Genomic DNA, 25,129 nt, shown 5'->3' on the forward strand with positions numbered 1-25,129 from the left:
GCCTAGCCGTAGTTGGCTGTTCATGGATTACGCTATTGTGGTTTTAAATTTGTGGTCTATTTTAGTGCAGCAAGGTTTGGATGTTTTGGTCTTTGGTCAACAAAATAGCTACAGTGATCACCTCCGAGCAAGGGAATTCGAGCCGAATACTCTTAGCAATCCTACCTTTTGGTTGCAAAATGAGACCTACTCGGGGTTTTTAGGGGATTTCGTAAAACATCTCCTAAATCGGACGTGGTCATAGTCGCTATTTTGAACACTAACTTACAAACATCCTAAACCATTGCACCCAATCCATTCCAACCACAATACAAAGAAAGCTTTATTTCTGCCAAAAAATGTCAGAAATATTATTGATTTGATTTTTTTTGTTTTTTCTAAAAACACACTAATTTGTTTTAGATAACTGTAGCTATATTATCACCAAAGTAGAAATGTCCAAGAATCACCTCGCCTAATTTAATTCATCTAGCGATTTGGCCATCAAACAATTTTATAGAGATGTGGTATAGGACATGATCTTCGTACTTATGTCCCAGTAAAAAGAGGAAAGATCGTTACTATAATTATGGTTAATTCTTCAATTGTTTAGGAAATATTATGGCAGTACATATTAATGCAAAGAAAGATGATTTTGCACAAACCGTTATTGTGCCAGGTGATCTTTGGCGAGCAAAATTTATTTCCGAAACTTATTTAACAGATGCAAAGCAAATTTGTAATGTACACAACATGTTAGGTTATATTGGAATATATAACGGTATTCCAGTTTGTGTCATGAAACACGGAATGGAGGATTTCGTCAATTATGATTTATATATATGAATTATTTTAATATAAAGCGTATTATTCGTATCGGTATTTTAGGTGCAACACCGCACAGCATAAAAATACGTGATGTTATTTTAATGGTTGCTGCTGGTACTGATTCAATGATTAATCAAAAAATAGCAAATGGTTATAACATTGCTACTTCTGCTACTTTTTCTTTATTACACAGGACTTATGAAACTGTCAAAATTATGGATATCCCCGTTAAGGTTGGCAATGTCTTTCGTAGTGATCTTTATTATGATCCTGATGAATCGTTAATTAGTACTTTAGAAACATCAGGCGTTTTAGGTATTGATATAGAGGTGGCTGGTTTTATATGGTATTGCTCAACAATTAATATTGAGTCTTTAGCCATTTTAACTATTTCTGAGCACTGTTTAACTGGCGAATAAACCTCTGCTGAAAAGCGACAACTAACATTTAACAATATGATTAAAATAGCCTTATAGGTTGCCATTAAATCTTAAATTATCATGCTAAATTATTTTTCAGGATAATATTATGAAAAATAAGCTATCACTTACATTAATTCGTTTTTTGACTAATTTTATTAGGGATGGTTTTGCTAGCCAATTTGGTATGTTAATAAAACCCATTGCACAATCACAATGTTTTAATGCTGATGTCAATACAGTTGCATTTATCTTTTCTTTACTTAATAGGGTGCTACTAATTAAGACGGGATAATTTGGTTTTTTAGCTTGTTATGTGTGGTTAGACAAGAGATTGCAACTTGGTGAGAGTATTTTTCTTTATGATATAGGCGTCGTTTCTCTTGTTTGTAATAAGGTATTTGTTTTTACCTCTACCGATTATCTTTATTGCTTAATTGACTGTAAATGGTGCAAGTTTTTGCGCAAGATGGTTAAAAAATATAATATAGGTTGATCATGCAAATGATAATCATTATCATAACGTTGTTATTCTAGTTTTAATTAATAAAGTAAAATAATAAACGATAGGGTGAATAAACAATGAAATTCGTTAATCAATTAACCATATTCGGCTTATTGAGTACAGCATCGGTTATTGTTTGTGCTCAGGAAAATATTAAAGATGATACTAATATCGAGACCATGAAAGTTATCGCTAATGTTAAAGATAATAATGATCAGCGGATAAAAAAATCATCAACAGCGACAAAAATGCCTTTTGATATCAAAGATGTTCCGCAAACGATCAATTCAGTGAATCTTGAGCAACAGAAAATTTATGGGCAAAGTGATTTAAATGTAATAGTAAATAAATTGCCTGGAGTTGATACAACATATGATATGCGTGATGAGGGGGTAAAAATTCGCGGTTTTTCGGCAAGCTCTGGTGATATTTATCGTGATGGCGTTCGTGCTAGTGGGCAGGTTAGGCAAAGTACTGCAAATATAGAACGAATAGAAGTATTGAAAGGTCCTGCATCTGTGCTTTATGGACGGGGTTCGGGTGGTGGAATAATTAATATGATTAGTAAACAAGCTAATTTTGATTCACCAACAACCTTAAGCTTACGTGGAGGTTCATGGGATAAATATGGTGGTATGATTGATATTAATCATATTTTACATGATAAACTGGTAATGCGAATGACTATTGATCATCAATCAGATAAAAGTTTTCGTAAAGGGATTAAGCAAAGAGATACAATGGTGTCGCCAAGCCTACTTTATGATAATTTAGAGGGATTTAATTGGTTAGTTCAATACACGCATGATCATTTGTGGCGTAAACCTGATCGGCCGCCAGCTTATTATGATTTACCCAAAGGCGTGTCAACTAAAACGTCTTATGCTCATCCAGATGATTATGTGAAAGATAATTTTAGTTCATTACGCTCTGTTATGGGATTTGCATTTAATCATGATTGGTCAATTAAATTAACGAATTTATACCGCCAAGCAGCTCAAAACTTCGATCACATTTATGCGGGTAGTTATTGCCATTTAAATGGAAAATTGAACAACGGCAAAGCTTGTGTCCATCCGGGGAAGTTGCAATTTCGCCGCGCTTGGCAAGAGACAGCCAATAAAACCTATAGCAATACTGTTGATTTAATGGGAAAATTTAATACGGCCAGTATTGTTCATGATATGCTTATTGGTGTGGAATATAACATTGAAAAACGTCAGCCAAGATTAGCCTTAACAAGCGCTTATCCTGAGGCCGTTGATCCTTTTCATCCTCATTGGCATTCCCAAAAGCCTCATTACAATAAATTAAATACCAAAACTAACCATAAAGCAACATCGACAGGCTTTTATTGGCAAGATTTAATCAGTTTTACAACACAGTGGAAGTTACTCGCAGGATTACGTTATGACGATTATAAATTTGCATCAGACGATAAATTAAAACACCAAAATCGTTCATATGATGGACACACGTTAAGTCCTCGAGTTGGTTTAATTTGGCAACCTATAGAATCACAGAGTTTTTATGCTTCTTATAGTAAAAATTTTGCACCTTATGGCGGGCGTGGGCTTATTACTATATCTACTGACTCAAAAACAGTTTATGATGATAAACCTCAATATTCACGTCAGTATGAAGTTGGTGTCAAAAGTGATTGGTTAGATGATAAGCTTTCTTCTCAAATAGCCCTTTATGATCTTGAATTATACAATGTCCGTTATCAACCTGATGCTATTAACGATCCTTATAATTGGGCGGTTAAAGGTAGTGATCGTAGCCGAGGCATTGAGTTAAGCCTTATTGGTCAGTTGGCATCAAAATGGTATATAAATAGTGGTATTGGTTATCAACAAGCCAAAGTTCACAAAGATAAAAAAACACCAGCCAACCAAGGAAAATATTTACCTAATACTGCTAAAAATAGTGGTTATTTAAGCATTCGTTATTTACCTTACGATAATTGGTTTACAGAATTGGAAGTCAATTATAAAGGAGCTATGTATAACGATGATAAAAATCAATTTAAACGTGCTGGTTATAGTGTATGGAATGCTGCGGTTGGTTATCAATTGCCATCCTTTGAGGTAACGTTGGCATTCACTAATTTGTTAGGTAAAGCATATTGGCGCTCAAGTAGTATGCCAGGCACTCCGAGAGCTTTCTTGCTGACTGCAAGTTATAAACTATAAAGTGATATAAAAAAACAAATACTGAATTATTTGAGGATTAAAATTGGTAAATAATTATAAGTAATATAATTCAGTATGTTGTTAATAAATTGAGGGTATTTAGGTAAAAAATAAGTTAATTAGCACTTTTCTATACAGCACAAAAGCAAGTAGTTTAATGTCGAATGTAGATGCTAATAATTTAGCAATTGAAGTATTGTCTAAAAATTTCAAGTGAATAAAACATGAATTGAATAAAAATGTTTAAAAATTTTATTTTTCAATAAGATAAATTCCTTAATAGACTGTGTTATTCAAACAAAGGTTTTTTACGAACATTAAAATGGTTAAAAATTGCTGATGAATGTATAAAATGCCACTAAAAAGAATAACTCGATTAATATAGGTATAATAAATTCTCAATGTATTAATAAAAAGTTGTTCCTTTAAAAAATAAATTTTGCTGACGCGCTTAAAGAAACAGTTAAAATTAATTATTCAATTGTGAGACAAAGTAGATTCTGTTATACTAATTTCCCGTCTGATTCATCGTATATTGCTTTGGTTTTTAAGGTTTAAAATCAGTGCGATATTATTCTATTAAATTAATAATGGTCTGGTATTAATGGTCACGAATTATATTTTTGTTACAGGCGGTGTCGTTTCTTCACTTGGTAAAGGCATTGCCGCAGCATCATTAGCTGCAATTTTAGAAGCCCGCAATTTAAAAGTCACCATGCTCAAACTTGATCCCTATATTAATGTCGATCCAGGCACAATGAGTCCTATTCAGCATGGTGAAGTATTTGTGACTGAAGACGGTGCCGAAACTGATCTTGATTTAGGGCATTATGAGCGCTTTATTCGCACTAAAATGACGCGAAAAAATAACTTCACGACTGGACGCATTTATTCTGATGTGTTACGTAAAGAGCGTCGCGGTGATTATTTAGGTGCGACGGTGCAAGTCATTCCACATATCACTAATGCAATTAAGTCACGAGTGATTGATGGCGCAAAAGGATTTGACGTTGCGATTGTCGAAATTGGTGGTACGGTAGGTGACATTGAATCACTGCCATTTTTAGAGGCGATCCGTCAATTAGCGGTTGATGTTGGTCGTGAGCATACCCTATTTATGCACCTAACATTAGTGCCATATTTAGCTTCAGCAGGTGAAGTGAAAACTAAACCAACACAGCATTCAGTAAAAGAATTATTGTCAATTGGTATTCAACCTGATGTATTAATTTGTCGCTCCGATCGTATTATCCCTGCTCATGAACGCGCTAAAATCGCGTTATTTTGTAATGTGCCTGAGCGCGCTGTTATTTCGCTTAAAGATGTCGATTCTATCTATAAAATTCCGGCATTATTAAAATCGCAAAACTTGGATACTTTTGTTTGCAAACGATTTAATCTTGAATGTAAAGAAGCCGATCTTTCTGAGTGGGAGCAAGTCATTTATGAAGAAGCCAACCCTGTTGGTGAAGTCACTATTGGTATGGTGGGTAAATATATTGCTTTGCCAGATGCCTATAAATCTGTCAATGAAGCTTTAAAACATGGGGGGTTAAAAAACCGTTTAACCGTTCATATCCGTTATATTGACTCGGAAGATCTTGAATCTCGAGGTGCAGAATTACTTCAAGGTTTAGATGCGATTTTAATCCCTGGCGGATTTGGTTATCGTGGTGTCGAAGGTAAAATTATGGCTGCTCGCTATGCGCGTGAAAACAAAATCCCATATTTAGGTATTTGCCTTGGCTTACAAGTGGCTATTATTGAGTATGCACGTAATATTGCTGGCATTAAAGATGCTAACTCAACTGAGTTTGTTAAAGATTGCTCAAATCCAATCATTGCTTTAATCACGGAATGGAGCGATAAATCAGGTAACGTTGTTCAACGCAGTGAAGATAGTGATTTAGGTGGTACGATGCGATTAGGCTCACAAATTTGTCATTTAGAGCCAGATTCATTAGTATTTGATATGTATAAGAAAGAGTCAATTACTGAGCGCCACCGCCATCGTTACGAGGTAAACAACAATTTATTACCAGAAGTGGTTAAGGCAGGGTTAAAAGTCACTGGTCTTTCAACAGATAGAAAGTTGGTTGAGATCATTGAAATTCCAGACCATCCATGGTTTGTTGCTTGTCAGTTCCACCCTGAATTTACTTCAACACCACGAGATGGGCACCCACTGTTTAGTAGTTTTATAAAAGCTGCCAAAGCATACCAAGAGCAGCAACAAAAATAGTTTTGAATTAATATATATCAATATCTGTCATATAGAGGAAAATAACATGGCAAAAATCGTTAAAGTACATGGTCGTGAAGTCATCGACTCTCGTGGTAACCCAACTGTTGAAGCTGAAGTTCATTTAGAGGGCGGTTTTGTTGGTCTGGCAATCGTTCCATCAGGTGCATCAACAGGTTCTCGTGAAGCGCTAGAACTTCGTGATGGTGACAAATCTCGTTTCTTAGGAAAAGGCGTATTAAAAGCAGTTGAAAACGTAAATGGTCCAATTGCTAAAGCAGTTGTTGGTAAAGATGCGTTAGATCAAGCAGTAATCGACCAAATCATGCTTGATTTAGATGGCACCGATTTTAAATCTAACTTAGGTGCTAACTCAATTCTTGCTGTATCTTTAGCAACAGCTAAAGCAGCAGCAGCCGCTAAAGGTGTTCCGCTTTATCAACACATTGCGGATCTTAATGGCACTCCAGGTCAATACTCAATGCCATTACCTATGATGAACATCATCAATGGCGGTGAGCACGCAGATAACAATATCGACCTTCAAGAATTCATGATTCAACCAGTTGGTGCTAAATCAGTACGTGAAGCAATCCGTATGGGGTCTGAAGTATTCCACAACTTAGCTAAAGTGCTTCACGCTAAAGGCATGAATACTGCTGTTGGTGACGAAGGTGGTTTTGCGCCTAACTTAGGCTCAAATGCTGAAGCTTTAGCTTGCATTAAAGAAGCAGTAGAAAAAGCTGGTTACGTATTAGGTAAAGATATTACTTTAGCGATGGACTGTGCAGCTTCTGAATTCTACAACAAAGAAACTGGTAAATACGTATTAAAAGGCGAAGGAAATAAAGAGTTCACCTCTCAAGAATTCACTCACTATTTAGAAAGCTTAACTGAGCAATATCCAATCGTATCAATTGAAGATGGTTTAGACGAAAGCGATTGGGATGGTTGGGCATACCAAACTAAAGCATTAGGTCACAAAATCCAATTAGTTGGTGACGATCTATTTGTTACTAACACTAAAATCTTCAAACAAGGTATTGAAAAAGGTATCGCTAACTCAATCTTAGTTAAAGTTAACCAAATCGGTACATTAACTGAATCTATTGCTGCAGTTAAGATGGCTAAAGATGCTGGTTATACTGCGGTTATTTCTCACCGTAGTGGTGAAACTGAAGATTCAACAATTGCTGATTTAGCTGTTGGTTTAGCTGCTGGCCAAATCAAAACGGGTTCAATGAGCCGTTCTGATCGTGTTGCTAAATACAACCAATTAATCCGTATTGAAGAAGCTTTAGGTTCAAAAGCACCATTTAACGGTTTAAAAGAAGTTAAGGGTCAATAATTAGTTTTTGATAAACTAAATTATCACTTATAAAAACGGTGACTAGTTCACCGTTTTTTATTTTCATATAATTTAATCCTGCTTAATGTAGGAATAGTTGCACCAACTAAGGTTGTGTTGTACTCTTACCGTTTGATTGTTTATGGCTTTTGAAAAATCAATATGTATTGATTAATAAGCCTCCTTATAATTGATAAAATAACTAACTCGATTTAAAGCTCTACTTATGAATAATATTACGAATATGTCTCAGCCAAAAAGTAAATGGCAACTCTTTAACTGGCTTTATACTGGTAAACTACCGCTAAATGAATTATGGCTTAACTCGACCTATCGTTATAAGTTTTTTTTAAGAACCTTGTTTTTAAGCCCAATAACTTTAAAATGGCTTGATAAATTAAGACAGTACCCGTTACTTGGCTATTACTTTTCGTGTCAAACAAATTTACCGTGTAAATTGCAACGACCTTATTTGGCATCTTGTCTAAGTCAAAAAGCGCGATATGATGCCTTAGTCTATCATTATGATTTTTTAGCAAAACAGCCTGATAGCTTGACTAAAGCATTTTACAACCCGCAATCACCTTTTATACTGGCAGATATGTCGGTTAAAAATGAAACCAATATCCAAATTGCGGTTCAAGCTCGTAACAAATTTGCGAGGGAAGGTGAAATTAGTCTTTATTTTTATGATAGTGATGGAATTGATTTAGCAACATTAACATTTTCCATTATTGAATATCAAGGCAAGCCCACTCTTTTCATTGCAGGATTACAAGGTACTGGCTACTCTGATGCACGCACGCGTGTACAAAAAGCAACTAAAGCATGTTATGGGCTATTTCCTAAGCGCATTGCTGTTGAAGCGGCATTAATCATTGCACGTTATTATCACTTAACACAAATTATTGCTGTAGGGAACAAAACTCACATATACAACAATTGGCGCTATAATAGTCGTCAGGAACGTATTTTGTCTGATTATGATGAATTTTGGTTAACTATTGATGGCAAACAAGATGCTCAAGGTTTATTTTTACTACCCAACCAAATTCATCGAAAATCAATTGAAGAAATCGCTAGCAAAAAACGTTCAGAATACCGTAACCGTTATATACTGTTAGATCAACTTCAAGCCAAAATAGAAGAACAATTAACATCATTAAAATAAATTTGTTATTTTAATGCACTTAAGTACTTCTAAAACGAATACAAATAAATCGCTTGTATTAAATTCACACAAGCGATGTTAAAATCCAATAAACCCATTTTTTATAGTATAAATACAAAAATAAACTGTTAAGGAATATAAAATGTATTTTGGTATTCTTATTGCGCTAGTGCCTTTATGTATAGGCTATCTGATTAAATTAAATGAACCGAATTGGATTACCAAAATTAACCAAACCTTAAGCTGGATGGTTTATTTTATTCTGTTTATTATGGGTAGCGAGCTTGCCCGCTTAGATAATCTTACTGCTAACTTACAAATTATTCTATTTTATACTGGTATTATTTTTCTATGCACATTTGGTGGCAATTTTATCTTTTTGATATTGATTGAGCGGTGTTTTCCTTCGCAAGCTTCAAGTACAGTTCAAACTTATGAATCTCGCTTTAAAATGATCTTAGAGTCATTACGTGTTTGCATTGCGCTAGCTCTTGGTTTTGTTGTGGGGTTATTGCCACTTTTTATTTGGCAATATAGCGAAGATATTACCAAGGTTGTACTCGTTTTTTTATTGCTATTAATTGGAATTCAACTACGTAGCAATAATATTTCACTAAAACAAATTTTGCTCAATAAAGTGGGGATCGTGACAACGATTATAGTTGTCATTAGTGCATTTTTAGGTGGTATTATTGCTGCATTAATATTAGACCAACCAATACATGTTGGGTTAGCAATGTCATCAGGATTTGGTTGGTATTCGTTATCAGGCATCTTAATGACTGAAGCTCATGGACCAATTATTGGTAGTACTACTTTTCTAAACGATATTTTGCGTGAACTATCTGCTATCATATTAATTCCAACCTTAATAAAACGCTATAAATTTACCGCACTTGGTTTATGTGGCGCCACCTCAATGGATTTCACATTACCCATGTTGCAAAAAGGAGCAGGGGTAACCATAGTGCCTCCAGCAATTGTTCAAGGCTTTTTATTAACATTGATTATGCCAATATTTATGACGCTATTTAATTATGGAATTGCTTAAAAAATCAATATAATAAGCAATATTAACTAACTCTTTTTATAAAAGATATTTTAAAATATTCTCAATAGACCAAGGGGCTGTAGCCTCTACCTATTTTGTGTAGGAGTGAACCTTTCAATTGCTTAAAATAGTATGATTTTAATACTGCCTTTCAAATAAAATTTGAAGCAAAATAGAATGAAGAGTCAAAATGATAACGATTAATACATTAACGCAAAATAAAAAACTATCCGATCCTGAAGATATAATAGAATTTTTTGATAAGATTTGTGAATGCATACCTTGTGAATCAGAACTACACATAAAACTGGAGCGAAAGGCTTTTTATGCCTTTGTTGTCATTAATACTATTTGCCACTGGCAAAGTGATGGTTGGTGTAATCTTTTATGGAATTTTTCTATAGCAAAATATATTGTGCCAGCAATGCAAGCTGTCAATTTATCAGCAATTGCGGAAGCTATTGAACAGGTCGAACAGACCTATCCTATTTCCTATACAGAATGTAAAGACCAAGCAGAATTATTGGGGTTAGCTAATTTTATTGAAAACCCTCGACGAAAGCGCAAATATATATACTCTGAAAGACTATTAGCTATTTCACAAGAACAACGTCAAATTTATTCACAAAATTTTAATACTAAACTGAAAATATTAGATGATTTAGTCACACCTTTATGGGATTATCAAGCGCCAGAACAAGAAATTTGGCAACCTGTCATTGATTTTATAAATCAACATAACACCCATTAAATCTTAAAACATGCAGTGTAATTTTTTTTATGAATTTTTTAGGTCATGATAAAGTATTTGTCTAGTGATATTGCTTGTAATAGGAAAAATATAATATTAATTTAGACTGTTGATGATGAATAAAGAGTGGAAACCATTATTTCAAATACAATTGATTCATGTGATTAATAAATTGCGAATTCATGGGCTTCATATTGGTGCGCCTGATTCAGTTATTTATGAAATAATGGGAGAGCCAGAGTTACCTACCACAAAACTAAATAAAAAATCAAAAATATATTGTCATATATATGGTAATGTTACTATTTATTCAGAAAATAACATTGTGATAGCGATAGATATTGATTTGCATGGTGTTAGAAAAAAAGTGGTTGATTTTGGCGAAGTAGCTAACTGGAAACTTAATGATTGGCTGGCATTATCTAAACAAAAAGGCTGGCATGTTAATAACATATATGATGTGATACAGCTTGAGGGAAATGGCATCGTTATCGGTTTATCTCAAGAAGGTAAAGTAGGTGTGGTATCAATTAGATAATACGTATCAATCAAAATATATCATTTGATAAAGGCATTACTGCCACGGAAATTAAACATGCAGAAGAATATTATCAAATTACTTTTCCATCTGAATTAAAATCATTTTTAATGGAAATATTGCCCACTTCGCCCGGTTTTTATTATTGGAATGATTATACGCTTGAAAATCAAAACTACATTCGACAAGCTTTACATGCTCCTATCCATGCGCTTTTATTTGATATTTAATATAATCATTTATGGTTACCAATTATTGGGGAACCGAGACAGAAAAACGAGAAGATAAATTAACAAGAGCGACACAACAATTAGCCCCAGTTTTATCAGTGTAGCACATTGATATTATTTATTATGGCACAAATCTTTAGAACTATTTTGATTTTCAATTTGGTAAAATAAATTGCTCAGATATTGATATTTTCAAATATAGCATCAGCGCCTTTTTGATTAGAATTCATTGAATAACATTGCGTATATTTTTATGTGCGCATTTTTATTAAGCACATAGTTAAATTAAACACATAACATTAAGCATGTTATCACAAAAAATAAAGCTGTTGCTGTAGCCAATTTATTTATAGGAAAATTAAGATATGAATATTAGTTTAGTTATTAACGAGAAACCCCCTGAATTGGATGAATTTTTAGATCAGGATGAAATGGAGCTATCCTCTTTTGAATTTGCTCTTGTTGAGTTATCTCAATATATTAATGGATTGATACATATCACATTTAAAAATGGGTTAAACGTTACTTTAGATCTGTTTTCTGATTTTTTGATCTGTTTAGATGACATTATTAACTCAATAAATGCGGCCAAATTATCACACACTAAAAAAGAAACAATATGGTTTTGTGAACAAGGATCTGATTTTTATTTATACTATGAAGTGAAAGATGAAACGATCCTTTTATCATATAAACAAGGTAAATCTACTGGAATGCCGAATAAATTACTACCTGATTTTTCTATAGAAGTTGATTCATTAGCATATATTAGAAATTGGGAAAACATTTTTCAGGCGTTAATAATCGTTTTTGAAGAAAAACTTCAAAAGAAAATAGCTATCCCTTTTTGAACATGAATAAATATAAACATCTTTTCTTTTCTATAAAAAGTTTAAATACAAAAATTGAATCGATAACACAATAAATAATTGAATAAAAATTTGGGAGCCAGATATGGTTAAAACAATACATATTGACGTTGATTTTAATGGGATAATTATTTTTGATTATCCAGGAATACTGACTCTTTTTGGCGGGAAAATAGAGAATGGAAAAAACATTCTTCAAGAATTTACAACCACAGATAAAGGTGATGTTGTGCTTGATGAAGGTATTGCCTTACCTATCATGGGGATTGATGATGGTGGCTATATCGTTCGATTGTTTTTAAATGAAATGCCCAGTAATGATAATAGGCGTGTAATATTCAGTGATAAATATTTTTATCTTAATATCACTGGCGATTTATATATTGCCGATATGGCAACTTTTTGGGAATGGGAAGAATATACTGGTTGGAATAAGGCTAATATTCCCAAAGGCACCTATAAAGTCAACTTAGAAGGCGTTCATTTAGAAAAAGACGGCGATATTCAATATTGTTATGATTTAATTTTAGAAAAAATAAATAAGCTTGGTATAAGAAAAATTGAACCGCGCTCAGATGCTAGGCTAAGCAAGTGATTGATAGGAGAATTACTGCGCTAAAACAAGATTTAAGTGTATTAATAATATTATCATTTATGATAAGATAAAAATAAAATTCATAAAAATTAATTAGATATTAATCCATATGTTAAATAGGGGTAACAATATGGACAGCTTAAGTATTGATGTTAAAATTGACTGGACGCCTATACAACAAGGTGGAAAGAAGACAATTCCAATAAATATAAAATATTATGTAATTACTCAGCCAATGAAAGGTAAAAGTGGTGATATATCATCTTGGTCATTAGTGTTAAATGTGCAACGTTGCGAACTATTAGAACCTGACCAAAGAGTTGGCTTTGGAAAAGCCTATTTTTTAGTAGAGGATGCGCCAAGTTTTTTACTCAAAAAAGGATTTACAATGAATATTTATGAAGGTTCTAAGCTAGTTGGCAAAGCTGAAGTGCTTTAACTTATTCAACTTTTAAACAATAAACGACAATATTATTATAAACGACAATGTTACTATAAACGCTAAAATATTTAATATGTTATCTGTATGGCAATGGTTAATAGCGGTCTTTAAATATTCGACTGCTGCTTTTTAATTAAAAATAGAGGGGATATGAATACAAAAGAAATACAAACAAAATACGGTATTATTTACACACGAAATGCATTAATTTTATCTGAGGTTAAATTAGAATGTTATCCATTCACCTTGGTTGTTGATACGTCATTGTCATTGGCAGGTTGCAAACCAGAGATTTTAAATGTTCCTGAAGTTAAAGTGACATTTATGTTTAATGATATTGACCGTTTGTCTATTTATAAAATAGATGAGTATCCCTACGAAAAATATTCAAAATCTAGTTTTGATTTAGTCGATGAAGTTCATAAAGCAGGTAAACAACGCATAATACTTAGCACTTATGATCATATTTTTGATGTAATTGGTAGGTATGAAATCAAATATTATTAATCTATAACATAAAACCGATTATTTACCTAAATCACCTTACTAAACATGGCAAAGCGCTGAAAATACAAGTATCGAGCATAACTAATCTAGGTTTATTGTTTAAAAAATAACAAAAATAGACTAAAAAAAGGTTGCATAGAATAAAAAATGATCTTATCTTAGCTAAAAAATACCTTTATTTTTCGGTTTCTTAATACTTTCTAAAGGAATTTAGGTAAATATCATGGAGCGCGCTGTTAGTCGTATTGCTTTAATCATCAATCGCTTTATTCAATATCCCTTTCTTGTCTTTTATAAGTTAAACGGATTTTTAGCCATACGGGTTTTATTGCGCAATGCAAGGGGCAGATTATGTTAGCTATGCCACTGTCTCAATGGCGCACGATTACCGCTACCTCTGCCATGCCTTTGTATGCCGTACTTTCTAACGTCAGTGATGCGCAAGCGGTTAAAAACTACTATATCACTGATGGCTCACAAACGCCCTATGGTCTTTATAGTGGCACGCCTTACGAGCACTGGTTTTCTGTTATGCCCATGCTAGTGAGACTTGATGAGCATAGTCCCTTTTTAGATTGGATTAATAACACTGAGCACAAAGACTGGGGTTGGCTGGCACGCTCTCATTTACCCTTTGCAGACATCTGCGCTCATTTACGGAGCTTAACCCAGGCCATTATGCCCGATGGTGAAACAGTGTTTTTTCGCTATTGGGATGGTGAATATTTGTCAATCATGCTTGATTATTTTACCGATAGCTGGCAAGACGTGCTGCCTGCTTTTGCTTTTTACTGGATTAATCACCAATCACATGTGGTGCATGTACCGGTTGAGCAAGCGGTGCAAACTTCACCTTGGTGGCAGGTGCCAGAAAATCTATTAGAACAATTATCTGCCACCCAACCTAAGCTTTTAGTCAACCATATATTACAATTATTACAAGAAAATTATTTGGATATATATACCGCTTTCCCTTATCAAGTATTAGAAACAAAAATCATTCATCTTTTATCGTTATCAACTAAAAAACAAAACGTCTTTGATTTTATATTGCAGCAGTTGGATAAAGAAAAAAAGGAAACTTAACATGGACAATAATGACAATAATATAGGTAAATTTACCCGAGAGGTTAACAGCGTACTCCCGCCAGTATCTGTAAGCCCTGAAGGAGCGATAAATGTTCAGGACCTATCTGTCCGTGCAACAATTATTAAGTTTCTTGTCGAAAAAGAGGAAGACCCACAATTTTATATTAAAAGAGCTAATACATTATTAACTGAATTAAAAACTTGTTTATCTACATTTTCAAAAGAAACTCAAGATGAATATAAAGCAAGGATGAAGCGATGGGGCGCATCGAATGTCATTCCTTATGTTGATATTAAAGAAAAATTATTAAGTTATCAACGCTCAACACAAGAGGTTAATATTAATAAACCCTATTGTGCCAAATGCGCGAATAAAGGAAAAGTCAAAATCAGTTATAATATGGTGGGACTTAACAACGAAAAAGTCATTTTAAGTCAAGTTAAAATTCAATTAATTCCTTATCAAACCCAATATTTTCCTCATACTGATACTTCTGCTGTTTATGCGTTAAATGTGCCACCACCTAAAATAGAAGAAAATATCCCCCTTTCTGAAGCTGAAAAACAAGAGTATATCATTACACTAGATGAAAACGGTGAAGCAGAGCTAGACTGGTCAGACGAAAAATTTGCCAAATATTCAGAATATCATGTTGTGGTATTGCCCGTTGAAAAAGGCGATGTCGACAATTGGTTACAAGCTTATCAAATGATTATCGATGAGTTACATCAACAGCTGCAAGATAACTGGACCAATGAGATATTGCCAGAATGGGAATCCTATTCTACATTAGAGATTGCAGAACAATATCAGTTATTATCTCAATGGTGGAATGTTGGGCTAGTAACGGGCGTTGATGGCAAATTAGAAAAATATAAAAAAGCGCTAGAAAAGCTTGAAGAATGGGATTTTCGTGGTTGGCTTGATGAATTATTTAAAGAGCGTGTAGTTAGTGACGAACCAACGCTGACCTTATTACAAGATGAAATTCGTTTTTATCTTGCTGCGTATTATGCGCAAAGCTGGATGGCGATGCTTCCACCGCATTATCAAATGGTATTTGCGGGTGAAATGTACTCTGCCATAATGATATCAGTAATGGAATTTGTTGCTGAATTCCTTGTTGAAGCGTTGATATTTAAAGGGGTCACAGCAGGGGTAAGCAAATCGGTTAGTGCGATAAATGGGGGGGGCCGATTTATTAACTCCATGACCAAAATGAGCGATGGCTTAAAACAAGGTATGAAAGCAATCAAACCTAATAGGGCTATCTTGGGCGGGAATGGTATTAATGTTGTTAAGCATATCAAATCATCAAGCCAATATATTAAGTTATCCACACGCTTGAAGCCATGGATACAAATAGGCGAGAAAAAAATTGCAAAGGCAAAATCTAGCTTATCTAAAAGTCGTAATAAAAAAGGAACCTCACGCAATCCAGCTCAAAGTGGTGAACCCATATCGATGGTAACGGGTGAAGAGTTACTCACCCTTGATGATGGTGAATTTAAAGGTTTATTGCCTTTTATTTGGCAACGTTGTTACCGAAGCAGCGCTGTTGAGCACAATATTGGATTAGGCTATGGATGGAGCCACTCTCTGGCGCATTACTTATTATTTGAGGGTGAAGAAGTTGTCTGGTTGGATGATGAAAACTTATTAACCACGTTTCCGCTACCTACCCAAAAAGACCCCATCATCATTAATCCGGTAGCCGAGTCAAGCATTTATTTAAGCGACACCGCCGATGAATACATCCTGTATAAAAAAGGTAACAATCGCGTACGATATCATTTCAAACGAGTTGAACAAACGGCCTATTTAAGTGCTATTACTGATAAGTATGGTCACCGACTCAATGTGGTTTATGATAATCATCATCGCTTGATAGCCTTACAACCTCAGCAAGATAAAACACGACGTTTAGCTTTTGGTTATTATGATAAGCAATCAATACTGATTGATACGGTCACTATTCAGATTTTAGTGGAAGGGGAATGGCAAACGCTGCACCCTCTAATGCACTATCACTATAATGACCATCATCAACTTATTGGAGCAACTAACGCAGCGGGTCAAACGGAAACGTATGAATATGACGCTTTAAATGTTATTCAAAAGCGAACAATGGCTGGAGGCGCTGAATTTAACTGGGTCTGGGAGGGTGAAGGTCAAGATGTTCGTTGTTTACGTCAATGGGGTAACTTTGGGCAATTAGATGAACGTTACACATGGCAAGATGAAAACGTGATTGTCACCATGGCTGATGGCAGTCAAAAGTGTTACACCCATAAAGACGGCTTGTTACAGTCAGAAACCGATGCTAATGGGGCGACCAAAACCTATCAGTATAATGAAGAGGGATTGAAAACCGTTGAGATTGATGCGTTAGGGCATCAAACCCACTATGAATATACGGTTAATGCCGAGTTAAAAACCATTATTTACCCAGACAACAGTTATGAAGATTATACTTGGCAACGTGGACGAATTATTCGAATTGAAAAAAATGGGCTGATATGGCGAATACGTTATAACCATCACGACGACATTATTGAGTTGGAAACGCCCGACGGTTTACTCACTCGTCATCGTTATAATGAAGATGGACAGCGTTTATCGACCCAATACCCTGATGGTAGCGAACAACATTTTACGTGGGGAGATAACGGTGAATTACAACAGTTAGGCTTTTCCGATGGGCGTCTTTTTCAATTTAGTTATGATGCTTTACTTCGGCTCACGGTCGTCAGTGATGGACAACAGGGCAAGACCTATTATACTTATGACGATTTAGGTCAAATCACAAAAATCAGCTACCCGAATAACACCACTCGTGAGTATCAATACAACGCTTATGGCAAAGTGACTTGGTTTAAAGATGAAGCGGGTAAAGTCACAGAATATGACTACGCTTCGCCATTACATTTAATGACCGAAAAGCGGCTGCCAGATGGTGAACGGTTGAAATTTCGTTATGATAATATCCATCTACAAATCAGTGAAATTGAAAATCAGAAAGGGGAACGTTACCGCTTCAGCTACACGCCAACGGGGCAATTGAGTGAAGAAATTGGTTTTGACGAGGTAAAAACCACTTATCATTACGATTTAAATGGCTATTTAATTGAAAAACACGAGTATGGTAACCAACATGATGAAAAACCGCTCATTACCCGCTACCAACGTGATAGCCGTGGAAAACTCATCGTAAAAGAGCTAGCTGATGGCATAAAAGAGCACTATAGTTACAATCAGAACGGCTTATTAACACAAATACTCGATGGGCAATCGGTTTTAGGATGGGAATATAATGAAGTTGGTCGTTTAACGGCCGAGCACCAAAACTGGGCGACTATTCGCCATCGCTACGATGAAAACACCGGCTTACTCAATGGCACTAAACTGCCCGATGGGCAATGGTTAGAATATTATCATATTCATGGTCAATTACGGGGCATGACCTTAGATGGGCAGTCCTTAATCGGTCTGCTGTATGATAACGCGGGGCGAGAATGTGAGCGTCGTCAAGGTAATGGGCTGGTTAACCGTTACCAGTATGACCCACTAGGGCAACTTATTGCCCATCAACGTTATCATGGTTATGATATCAGCACCCAAACCTCGCCAACGCCAATTTGGCAACAGCAATATCACTATAATCCTAACGGACAGCTTGCCGAAATCACCGGACATCAGCCACGCCGTTATCGTTATGATAACGCCGGTCAGCTACACACAGTGACTTACCCTGAGGTCAATCCCGAGCAACATCATGCTGAAAAAGTCGAGCAGTTTGATTACGACCCAACGGGCAATAAAATCAGTGAAACCCAAGCACTAGCCCCTACACCTTTTCATGCCAATATCGCCAAAGGCAACCGATTAACCTTTTTTAGTGATAAACACTTTGACTATGACCGCTTTGGTAACCTAATTGCCGAAAAACGTGGAAAAAACCACAGCCTAGTTACCCACTATGAGTACGACTGCCGGCATCGACTTATCAAAGTGATTAAGCCGACAGGGCTTATCATCACCTATACTTATGATGCTTTTAACCGTCGTACCAGTAAAACGGTAGACGGCAAAACCACCGAATTTATGTATTCGTCTCATCCATGAGACTCACCCTTGCAGGGCCAACGCTAAAGCGTTGTTCAAATTTGTTCCAGACAAATTTGTGGCAAGGTAGTCGGCTTATTGCCGAGACCGATAACGATAAACACTGGCAAAGCTACCTTTACGAGCCAGACTCTTACCGCCCATTAGCTCTGGTGCATGGCAATGCGCAGCAAGACAACATCAAACTCTACTGGTACCAAAATGACCACCTCGGCACACCCATAGCCCTTACCGGCAGCTTAGGTGACACGCTCTATGAATGCCAGTATAATGCCTATGGACAGATAATAAACGAAACCCACCATCAGGACGATATAGATTCCCTGCCGAATAATCCGTTAAGGTTCCAAGGGCAATATTATGATGAGGAAACGGGGTTACATTATAATCTTAATCGCTATTATGACCCGTTTATTGGTAGGTATATTACTCAAGACCCACTTGGTATACTGGGTGGGTTAAATAGTTATCAATATGCCGGTAGTGATCCGATAAATTGGATAGATCCGTTAGGGTTGATTAAGGTTGCTGACAAGGGCGTTGAGGGAATTATTGGAAAAGAAGCTGATACACAATTAGTACCAGATACTTTTGTATCAGATGTTACTACTCATAATAAACAATTAGGAGTAATAAATCGAAAACAAGGTACAATTTCTGGTGCTCATAATCAAGATGCATTTCTAGAATCTATTGAAATAACAGGTGCTAAAATTGTAAACCCTAAGTACACAGATAGGCAATATCCTGGGTTGATTGAATATGAGTATCAAATTCCAGCTATAGCCGGAAATGGACCAAATGCAGGAAAAGTAACCGGATACAAAGGTGTTGAAAGAAAAACCACCTATGATCCTGCAATACTTTCTGATGCAAAAGTAGCGGAGATGTCAAATAAAGCAGCACATCAAGCAAAAGATTATTTTCAATCAAATCCGACAAAGAACGTGTATGATATTAAAGTAGATGGCTATTGGTTTAGAGTGACACATGACCCAAAAACTAATAAAATAAATAATGCATTTTTGACAATGCCGCCGAGGAGTATTAGATGACAAATAATATACAATGGTTGAAAAAAATTGAAAAAAAATTAATTGAAAATGATGGAGGAGATTTATATAGCTTATTGGAAATAATGTATAAAGAACAAAAAATGAATTTTTTACAGTTTTTATATGATGCTTCCAAAGGAATTGGGTGTTCACCGTCCGAGGGGTGTGGTTATGCATTAGACCAAGACTGGGATAATCCTGAAGAATTTGATGAAGTAAGTTTTATGTTTGGAGATTATGAAAGTTCCACAATATCTCCCCCAAAATTTGTTGAACTTATGCAAATAATATCTAATAGCTATATTGAAGCGCATCCTAAAGATAAAGATTCAATCGAATTTTATATGAATAAATTAAGAGAACGTTATTCAAAGTAAATAGCAAAATCCCCACATAATTAGTGGGGGAGCATGTTTTATTTATTAAAATTAACAAGAAAAATTTAGCAATTAACTTATCTTGTTTGATTTTTATCGCATTAATTCTGGCAATATCAGTATCATTATACCGGATAGCTTGCCGAAATCACCGGACATCAGGCTCGCTGTTATCGTTATGATAACGCCGGTCAGCTACACACAGTGACTTACCCTGAGGCCAATCCCGAGCAGCATCATGCTGAAAAAGTCGAGCAGTTTGATTACGACCCAACGGGCAATAAAATCAGTGAAACCCAAGCGCTAGCCCCTATGCCTTTTCATGCCAATATCGCCAAAGGCAACCGCCTAACCTTTTTTAGTGATAAACACTTTGAATATGACCGCTTTGGTAACCTGATTGCGGAAAAGCGCGGGAAAAACCACAGTCTGGTTACCCACTATCAATACGACTGCCGGCATCGACTTATCAAAGTGATTAAACCGACAGGGATTATCATCACCTATACTTATGATGCCTTTAACCGTCGTACCAGTAAAACGGTAGACGGCAAAACCACCGAATTTATCTGGCAAGGTAGTCGGCTTATTGCCGAAACGGATAACGATAAACACTGGCAAAGCTACCTTTACGAGCCAGACTCTTACCGCCCATTAGCTCTGGTGCACGGCAATGCTCAGCAAGACAATATCAAACTCTACTGGTACCAAAACGACCACCTCGGCACACCCATAGCCCTTACCGGCAGCTTAGGTGACACGCTCTACGAATGCCAGTATAATGCCTATGGGCAGATAATAAACGAAACCCACCATCAGGACGATATAGATTCCCTGCCCGATAACCCATTAAGATTCCAAGGGCAATATTATGATGAGGAAACAGGACTTCATTACAACCTAAACCGTTATTACGACCCGTTTACAGGCAGATATATCACCCAAGACCTACTAGGTATGCTGGGTGGGTTAAATAGTTATCAATATGTCAATGGTGATCCGATAAATTGGATAGATCCGTTAGGGTTGATTAAGGTTGAAAATAATGGGTTTGAGGGGATTGCAGAGAAGGAAGTAACACATGCGGTAACTCATTTTCCTAAAAATCCAAATGATCTAAGTAAAATATTAGAAGTTGAACCAAAAGTAACTACTACACAACATAAAACTACTCGTATGGTTTGGGAACCTAACAGTAATACAAGGATTCGTTATGAAAGCCATCCTGGTGATAGCGGAATTTTTAATCCTCGCCACCATGGTGAACATTATCATATAGAAATTAAACCTAATAATTTGACTTGGAATCAGGCTAAACGGCAAAATGCTATTCAGAAAGTTAAACCTGAAGATTATAAACTTGGTCATGGTACAGGTTTTCTTCCAGGCGAAAAACATCCAGGACAATAAATTATGTTATTAAACGAAATGAATATATCAGATGGCAAAATTATAAGTTTTAATGCAAGTTTGCAAGGTTTAAAGTTGTTTATTCAAGATTGGGAAGAGCAAAGATGGTTAATTATTTTTAAAGAAGTTTTATCATTTCAATCTATGAGTGCTGAGTATGAAGAGCTTTCCCATTTAGATATAGTTGTAGAAGACAATTTCAAAAAATACACCATGGAATATTTTGACGATGAAAACCTAAGGGATTATCTATGTTTTAATTTTTATGGGGCATGGTCTGATAGAGCATTATTAAAAATAATTGCTAAAAATAATTATAGCATTAGTAAATTATCAGAACGTTAAATAAAACTATTTTTGACCTAAACTAGTTTTAAATTTTATGTATTTTAGATAAAAATAGCGGTTAATATTGTTTTATGTAACATGATTATAAAATAGTATTAATATTAAATTTAGGCGGCTCACCTAATAAAGTCAAAACAGATGTGTACTAGCTCAAATTTAATCTGACATACCGAATAAAAATTTTGCTTATTTGGTGGCAGTGAAAACTGTCACCAAGTCTTGTCATTTCTTATTTTTAACCGTCTCACCAGTAAAACCGTGGATGGTAAAACTACCTAAACGAAACCTACCATCAGGACGATATAGATTCCCTGCCCGATAATCCGTTAAGGTTCCAAGGGCAATATTATGATGAGGAAACAGGACTTCATTACAACCTAAACCGTTATTACGACCCGTTTACCGGCAGATATATCACCCAAGACCCACTTGGCATACTGGGTGGGTTAAATAGTTATCAATATGTTAATGGCGATCCGATAAATTGGATAGATCCGTTAGGGTTAATTAAGGTTGAAAATAATGGGTTTGAACATCTAAAACTTTCGGATAGACACTTATTAGATAGGGTTAGTATACCTAAAAGTACCGGTAATTCTATTTTCACTGGAACAAGAACCGAGGCATTAGCTGATCTTGCTAAAATTAAATCTGGCGTTGCTATTAGAGATGGTGAATTATTTACAACATCATCAGGCAGAGTATGGGGTATACATAATAATTCTGTCCACCCAGTTTCTGGACCTGGAGTTGTAAATACTTCATCATTAGAATATAACATATTAGTTCAAGCAAGAAAAAGAGGAAAAGATAACGCTTTAATTACACTAGGTCATTTAGAAAAAAATAAAAAACTTAGTTCCGAGAAAGTAGAAAGAATTAAAATACTTTTAAATTTAATGAAGGATAAAAAATGAGTTATTCACCTTTTATTAATCTTTATTTACGTGATCAAAAATCAGAGCAAGAAATTATTTCTAAGTTAGAGCTCATAACTGGATTAAAAATAGATTCACTAAATTTTCCTAACAAAAATAATGTGTTACATATATCGTATATAGAATTCACTCAGGGTTTTAAAACTGAAATATCTATTTATTGGCCAACTAATTTAAATAATATTATTAATGGGTATTATATCGCACAAGAATTATCTTGTGCATTGAATGTCCTTATTTTATTTGATGCAAGTCTTTTGGATTGCAATGCAGTATCATTTGATGGAGATGATATTTGGTTTTTAGCTAATAATAGAAACTTAAAACAGGTTAACGTTAAGATTTTAGATGATGGAATAGATATTTTATCGTAAAGGTGACCCTGTAAATAAATTTGTGTATTTGCAGTTTTTTATTTGGCAACGACTTTACCGAACCAGTGCGGTTAAATGGTCTAATCGCATAAGTAACTCAACAATTATAAATTTAATCCAACAAGTTGAATTACACACCCGAGTCGCACAAAAGTGGCAGCGTGTTTCGGTGCTAGCAAAGTATACTTATAACACGCTTCACCAAATTGTTGCGGTGACGAATGCCGCGAATGAGACCGAGCACTATACTTATGATGATAAGCATGTTATTCAATCACGGGTCATGGCGGGTGGGGCAACCTTTTATTGGGCATGGCAAAATGAAGGTAAGCAGGCACGCTGTTTACGGCAGTGGGCGAACTTTCCTCAATTGGATAGTCAGTATCAATGGAATGATGAAGAAAACAGTGTCACGATAATCCACCAAGATGGCAGTAAAAGTTATTATAAGCATAATACCCATGGTAAATTAATCCAAAAAATATCTGCGGCGGGTCATGTACAAAGCTACGAATATAATGATAAAGGGCAACTGACAGCTGAAATTGATGGCGAAGGCCATATTACCTATTATGATTATTCTCCCATCACTGGCGCGTTAGATACCATCACTTATCCCGATGGGCATAGTGTTCATTATGACTACTTACATGGGGAAATTTATACCCTCACTCAGGGTGATAAAGAGACTTACCAACAATGGCGTTTTCGGCGTGATAGCCAAGGGAACTTACTGGAGCTAATCGACCCTCAAGAGCGTAGCACGGTATATCAATATAATGCTCAAGGTAAGCCCATTTTTATTCAATATCCTGACCAGAGCCACCAACGTTTAGTTTGGTCAGAGCAAGGGGAATTATTAGAAGATAACTCTTCAATTCAAGGTTTACGCCAATTTGGCTATGATGCTATTGGTCGCTTAGAATGGGAAAAACAACAAAACGGCAGTACCACACACTACCGTTATGATGCGTTAAATCGAATTACCCAAATTATCTTACCCAATAACACCACCCGTGAGTATCGGTATAATGCTTATGGTAAAGTGATTTGGTTTAAAGATGAAATGGGCAAAATCACCCAATATGATTACGCCGCGCCGTTATGTAAATACCCCAAACTTAGTACACAACTCACGTAGAAAATCATGCTGCTTGTTTTAGTGTTTTATACTCAATCGGTGTCATGTTATTTAATGCCTCATGCGGTCTTTCGGTGTTATAAACCGTTAACCATTCTTCAGTTATTCTCCTTGCTTGCGCTAAGTTGTTAAAAAGATATAAATCGAGTACTTCAGTACGATAGGTACGATTAAATCGTTCAATATAGCCATTTTGATAAGGGCTACCGGGCTGGATATAATCAATGGTTATACCATGTAATTTAGCCCAGTTGGTAAAGGTTTTTCCTGTAAATTCTGGGCCATTATCGACCCGTATTTTTAATGGATACCCATGATATTCGGCCAGTTTATCTAAGTAACGGGTAATCCTTCCTGCGGGTAAGCTTACTGCAATATCAATACCTAACGCCTCACGATTAAAGTCATCGATGACATTGAATGTCCTAAAGCGACGTTGATTACGACTACTGTCACTCATAAAATCCATTGACCAACATTCACCTTGTTTATTGGGAGCCAATAACTTTTCTGGCTCCCGAGGTGGAATTCGTTGTTTTCGTTTTGTTTTAAGATTCAGTTTTAACTCACAATACACCCGATAAACACGTTTATGATTCCA

20 protein-coding genes and 3 pseudogenes are annotated in these 25,129 nt (G+C 35.5%); 22 read left to right on the forward strand and 1 reads right to left on the reverse strand.

All coding sequences use genetic code 11. From position 1 onward, the window contains the following. Positions 1 to 600: 600 nt before the first annotated feature. From A9G47_RS15065 to A9G47_RS11410, 22 genes and pseudogenes are all read left to right on the forward strand, one after another. Positions 601 to 1,223: pseudogene (locus A9G47_RS15065) on the forward strand (phosphorylase family protein); the annotation flags it as partial. 112 nt (positions 1,224 to 1,335) lie between these two features. Next, positions 1,336 to 1,494 (forward strand): annotated as a pseudogene (locus A9G47_RS11310) (MFS transporter TsgA); the annotation flags it as partial. 314 nt (positions 1,495 to 1,808) lie between these two features. After that, positions 1,809 to 3,926 carry a TonB-dependent receptor gene (locus A9G47_RS11315; RefSeq protein ID WP_065642911.1) on the forward strand — a complete coding sequence of 706 codons (2,118 nt, stop codon included), beginning with the start codon at positions 1,809 to 1,811 and terminating at the stop codon, positions 3,924 to 3,926. A 604-nt stretch (positions 3,927 to 4,530) separates the two neighbouring features. Next, positions 4,531 to 6,168, forward strand: a complete 1,638-nt coding sequence (pyrG, locus tag A9G47_RS11320) for a glutamine hydrolyzing CTP synthase (RefSeq protein ID WP_065566680.1) — start codon at positions 4,531 to 4,533, stop codon at positions 6,166 to 6,168. Positions 6,169 to 6,214: 46 nt separating this feature from the next. Then, positions 6,215 to 7,516, forward strand: coding sequence for a phosphopyruvate hydratase (eno, locus tag A9G47_RS11325; RefSeq protein WP_065566679.1), 1,302 nt, complete (start codon positions 6,215 to 6,217; stop codon positions 7,514 to 7,516). A gap of 226 nt (positions 7,517 to 7,742) precedes the next feature. Then, positions 7,743 to 8,687 (forward strand): VirK/YbjX family protein, encoded by a 945-nt coding sequence (locus tag A9G47_RS11330; RefSeq protein ID WP_065642912.1) that lies wholly within the window; start codon positions 7,743 to 7,745, stop codon positions 8,685 to 8,687. 142 nt (positions 8,688 to 8,829) lie between these two features. Further along, the gene (locus A9G47_RS11335; RefSeq protein WP_065642913.1) at positions 8,830 to 9,738 is read left to right on the forward strand and encodes a lysine exporter LysO family protein; all 909 of its coding nucleotides are present in this window, start codon (positions 8,830 to 8,832) and stop codon (positions 9,736 to 9,738) included. 190 nt (positions 9,739 to 9,928) lie between these two features. Beyond that, positions 9,929 to 10,489 carry a hypothetical protein gene (locus tag A9G47_RS11340; RefSeq protein WP_065580590.1) on the forward strand — a complete coding sequence of 187 codons (561 nt, stop codon included), beginning with the start codon at positions 9,929 to 9,931 and terminating at the stop codon, positions 10,487 to 10,489. 112 nt (positions 10,490 to 10,601) lie between these two features. Beyond that, positions 10,602 to 11,027: a hypothetical protein gene (locus A9G47_RS11345; protein WP_065642914.1), complete on the forward strand. Its 426-nt coding sequence runs from the start codon at positions 10,602 to 10,604 to the stop codon at positions 11,025 to 11,027. Positions 11,028 to 11,622: 595 nt separating this feature from the next. Then, on the forward strand, positions 11,623 to 12,108 hold the full coding sequence (locus A9G47_RS11350) for a hypothetical protein (protein ID WP_065580589.1): 486 nt from the start codon (positions 11,623 to 11,625) through the stop codon (positions 12,106 to 12,108). 103 nt (positions 12,109 to 12,211) lie between these two features. Next, positions 12,212 to 12,721: a hypothetical protein gene (locus A9G47_RS11355; RefSeq protein ID WP_065572353.1), complete on the forward strand. Its 510-nt coding sequence runs from the start codon at positions 12,212 to 12,214 to the stop codon at positions 12,719 to 12,721. 130 nt (positions 12,722 to 12,851) lie between these two features. Continuing rightward, entirely contained in the window at positions 12,852 to 13,160 is a 309-nt protein-coding gene (locus tag A9G47_RS11360; RefSeq protein ID WP_218057474.1) for a hypothetical protein, read from the forward strand. Positions 13,161 to 13,313: 153 nt separating this feature from the next. Further along, positions 13,314 to 13,670, forward strand: coding sequence for a hypothetical protein (locus A9G47_RS11365; protein WP_065572352.1), 357 nt, complete (start codon positions 13,314 to 13,316; stop codon positions 13,668 to 13,670). Positions 13,671 to 14,021: 351 nt separating this feature from the next. Continuing rightward, on the forward strand, positions 14,022 to 14,756 hold the full coding sequence (locus tag A9G47_RS11370; RefSeq protein WP_065642915.1) for a DUF4123 domain-containing protein: 735 nt from the start codon (positions 14,022 to 14,024) through the stop codon (positions 14,754 to 14,756). A gap of 1 nt (position 14,757) precedes the next feature. Next, on the forward strand, positions 14,758 to 18,885 hold the full coding sequence (locus A9G47_RS11375) for a DUF6531 domain-containing protein (RefSeq protein ID WP_065642916.1): 4,128 nt from the start codon (positions 14,758 to 14,760) through the stop codon (positions 18,883 to 18,885). Between the two features lie 41 nt (positions 18,886 to 18,926). Further along, positions 18,927 to 19,940, forward strand: coding sequence for an RHS repeat-associated core domain-containing protein (locus A9G47_RS11380; RefSeq protein ID WP_176700705.1), 1,014 nt, complete (start codon positions 18,927 to 18,929; stop codon positions 19,938 to 19,940). Beyond that, positions 19,937 to 20,317, forward strand: a complete 381-nt coding sequence (gene cdiI / locus A9G47_RS11385; protein ID WP_065642918.1) for a ribonuclease toxin immunity protein CdiI — start codon at positions 19,937 to 19,939, stop codon at positions 20,315 to 20,317. The genes A9G47_RS11380 and cdiI overlap by 4 nt, the downstream gene beginning before the upstream one ends. Positions 20,318 to 20,521: 204 nt before the next feature. Then, on the forward strand, positions 20,522 to 21,727 hold the full coding sequence (locus A9G47_RS11390; protein WP_065642919.1) for an RHS repeat domain-containing protein: 1,206 nt from the start codon (positions 20,522 to 20,524) through the stop codon (positions 21,725 to 21,727). A 3-nt stretch (positions 21,728 to 21,730) separates the two neighbouring features. Then, positions 21,731 to 22,072, forward strand: coding sequence for a hypothetical protein (locus tag A9G47_RS11395; protein ID WP_065642920.1), 342 nt, complete (start codon positions 21,731 to 21,733; stop codon positions 22,070 to 22,072). Positions 22,073 to 22,392: 320 nt separating this feature from the next. Continuing rightward, positions 22,393 to 22,581 (forward strand): annotated as a pseudogene (locus A9G47_RS15070) (RHS repeat-associated core domain-containing protein); the annotation flags it as partial. Positions 22,582 to 22,988: 407 nt separating this feature from the next. Then, complete coding sequence (locus A9G47_RS11405; protein WP_065642922.1) at positions 22,989 to 23,387, forward strand: hypothetical protein; 399 nt, start codon at positions 22,989 to 22,991, stop codon at positions 23,385 to 23,387. A gap of 22 nt (positions 23,388 to 23,409) precedes the next feature. Further along, positions 23,410 to 24,528: an RHS repeat protein gene (locus A9G47_RS11410; protein WP_065642923.1), complete on the forward strand. Its 1,119-nt coding sequence runs from the start codon at positions 23,410 to 23,412 to the stop codon at positions 24,526 to 24,528. Positions 24,529 to 24,532: 4 nt separating this feature from the next. Here the strand turns inward: A9G47_RS11410 and A9G47_RS11415 are convergent. Then, positions 24,533 to 25,129: IS3 family transposase (locus A9G47_RS11415; protein ID WP_141674852.1), on the reverse strand; the 597-nt coding region annotated here is incomplete at its 5' end.

The organism is Gilliamella sp. WF3-4 (assembly GCF_001690275.1).
Taxonomy (GTDB): Bacteria; Pseudomonadota; Gammaproteobacteria; order Enterobacterales; family Orbaceae; genus Gilliamella; species Gilliamella apicola_C.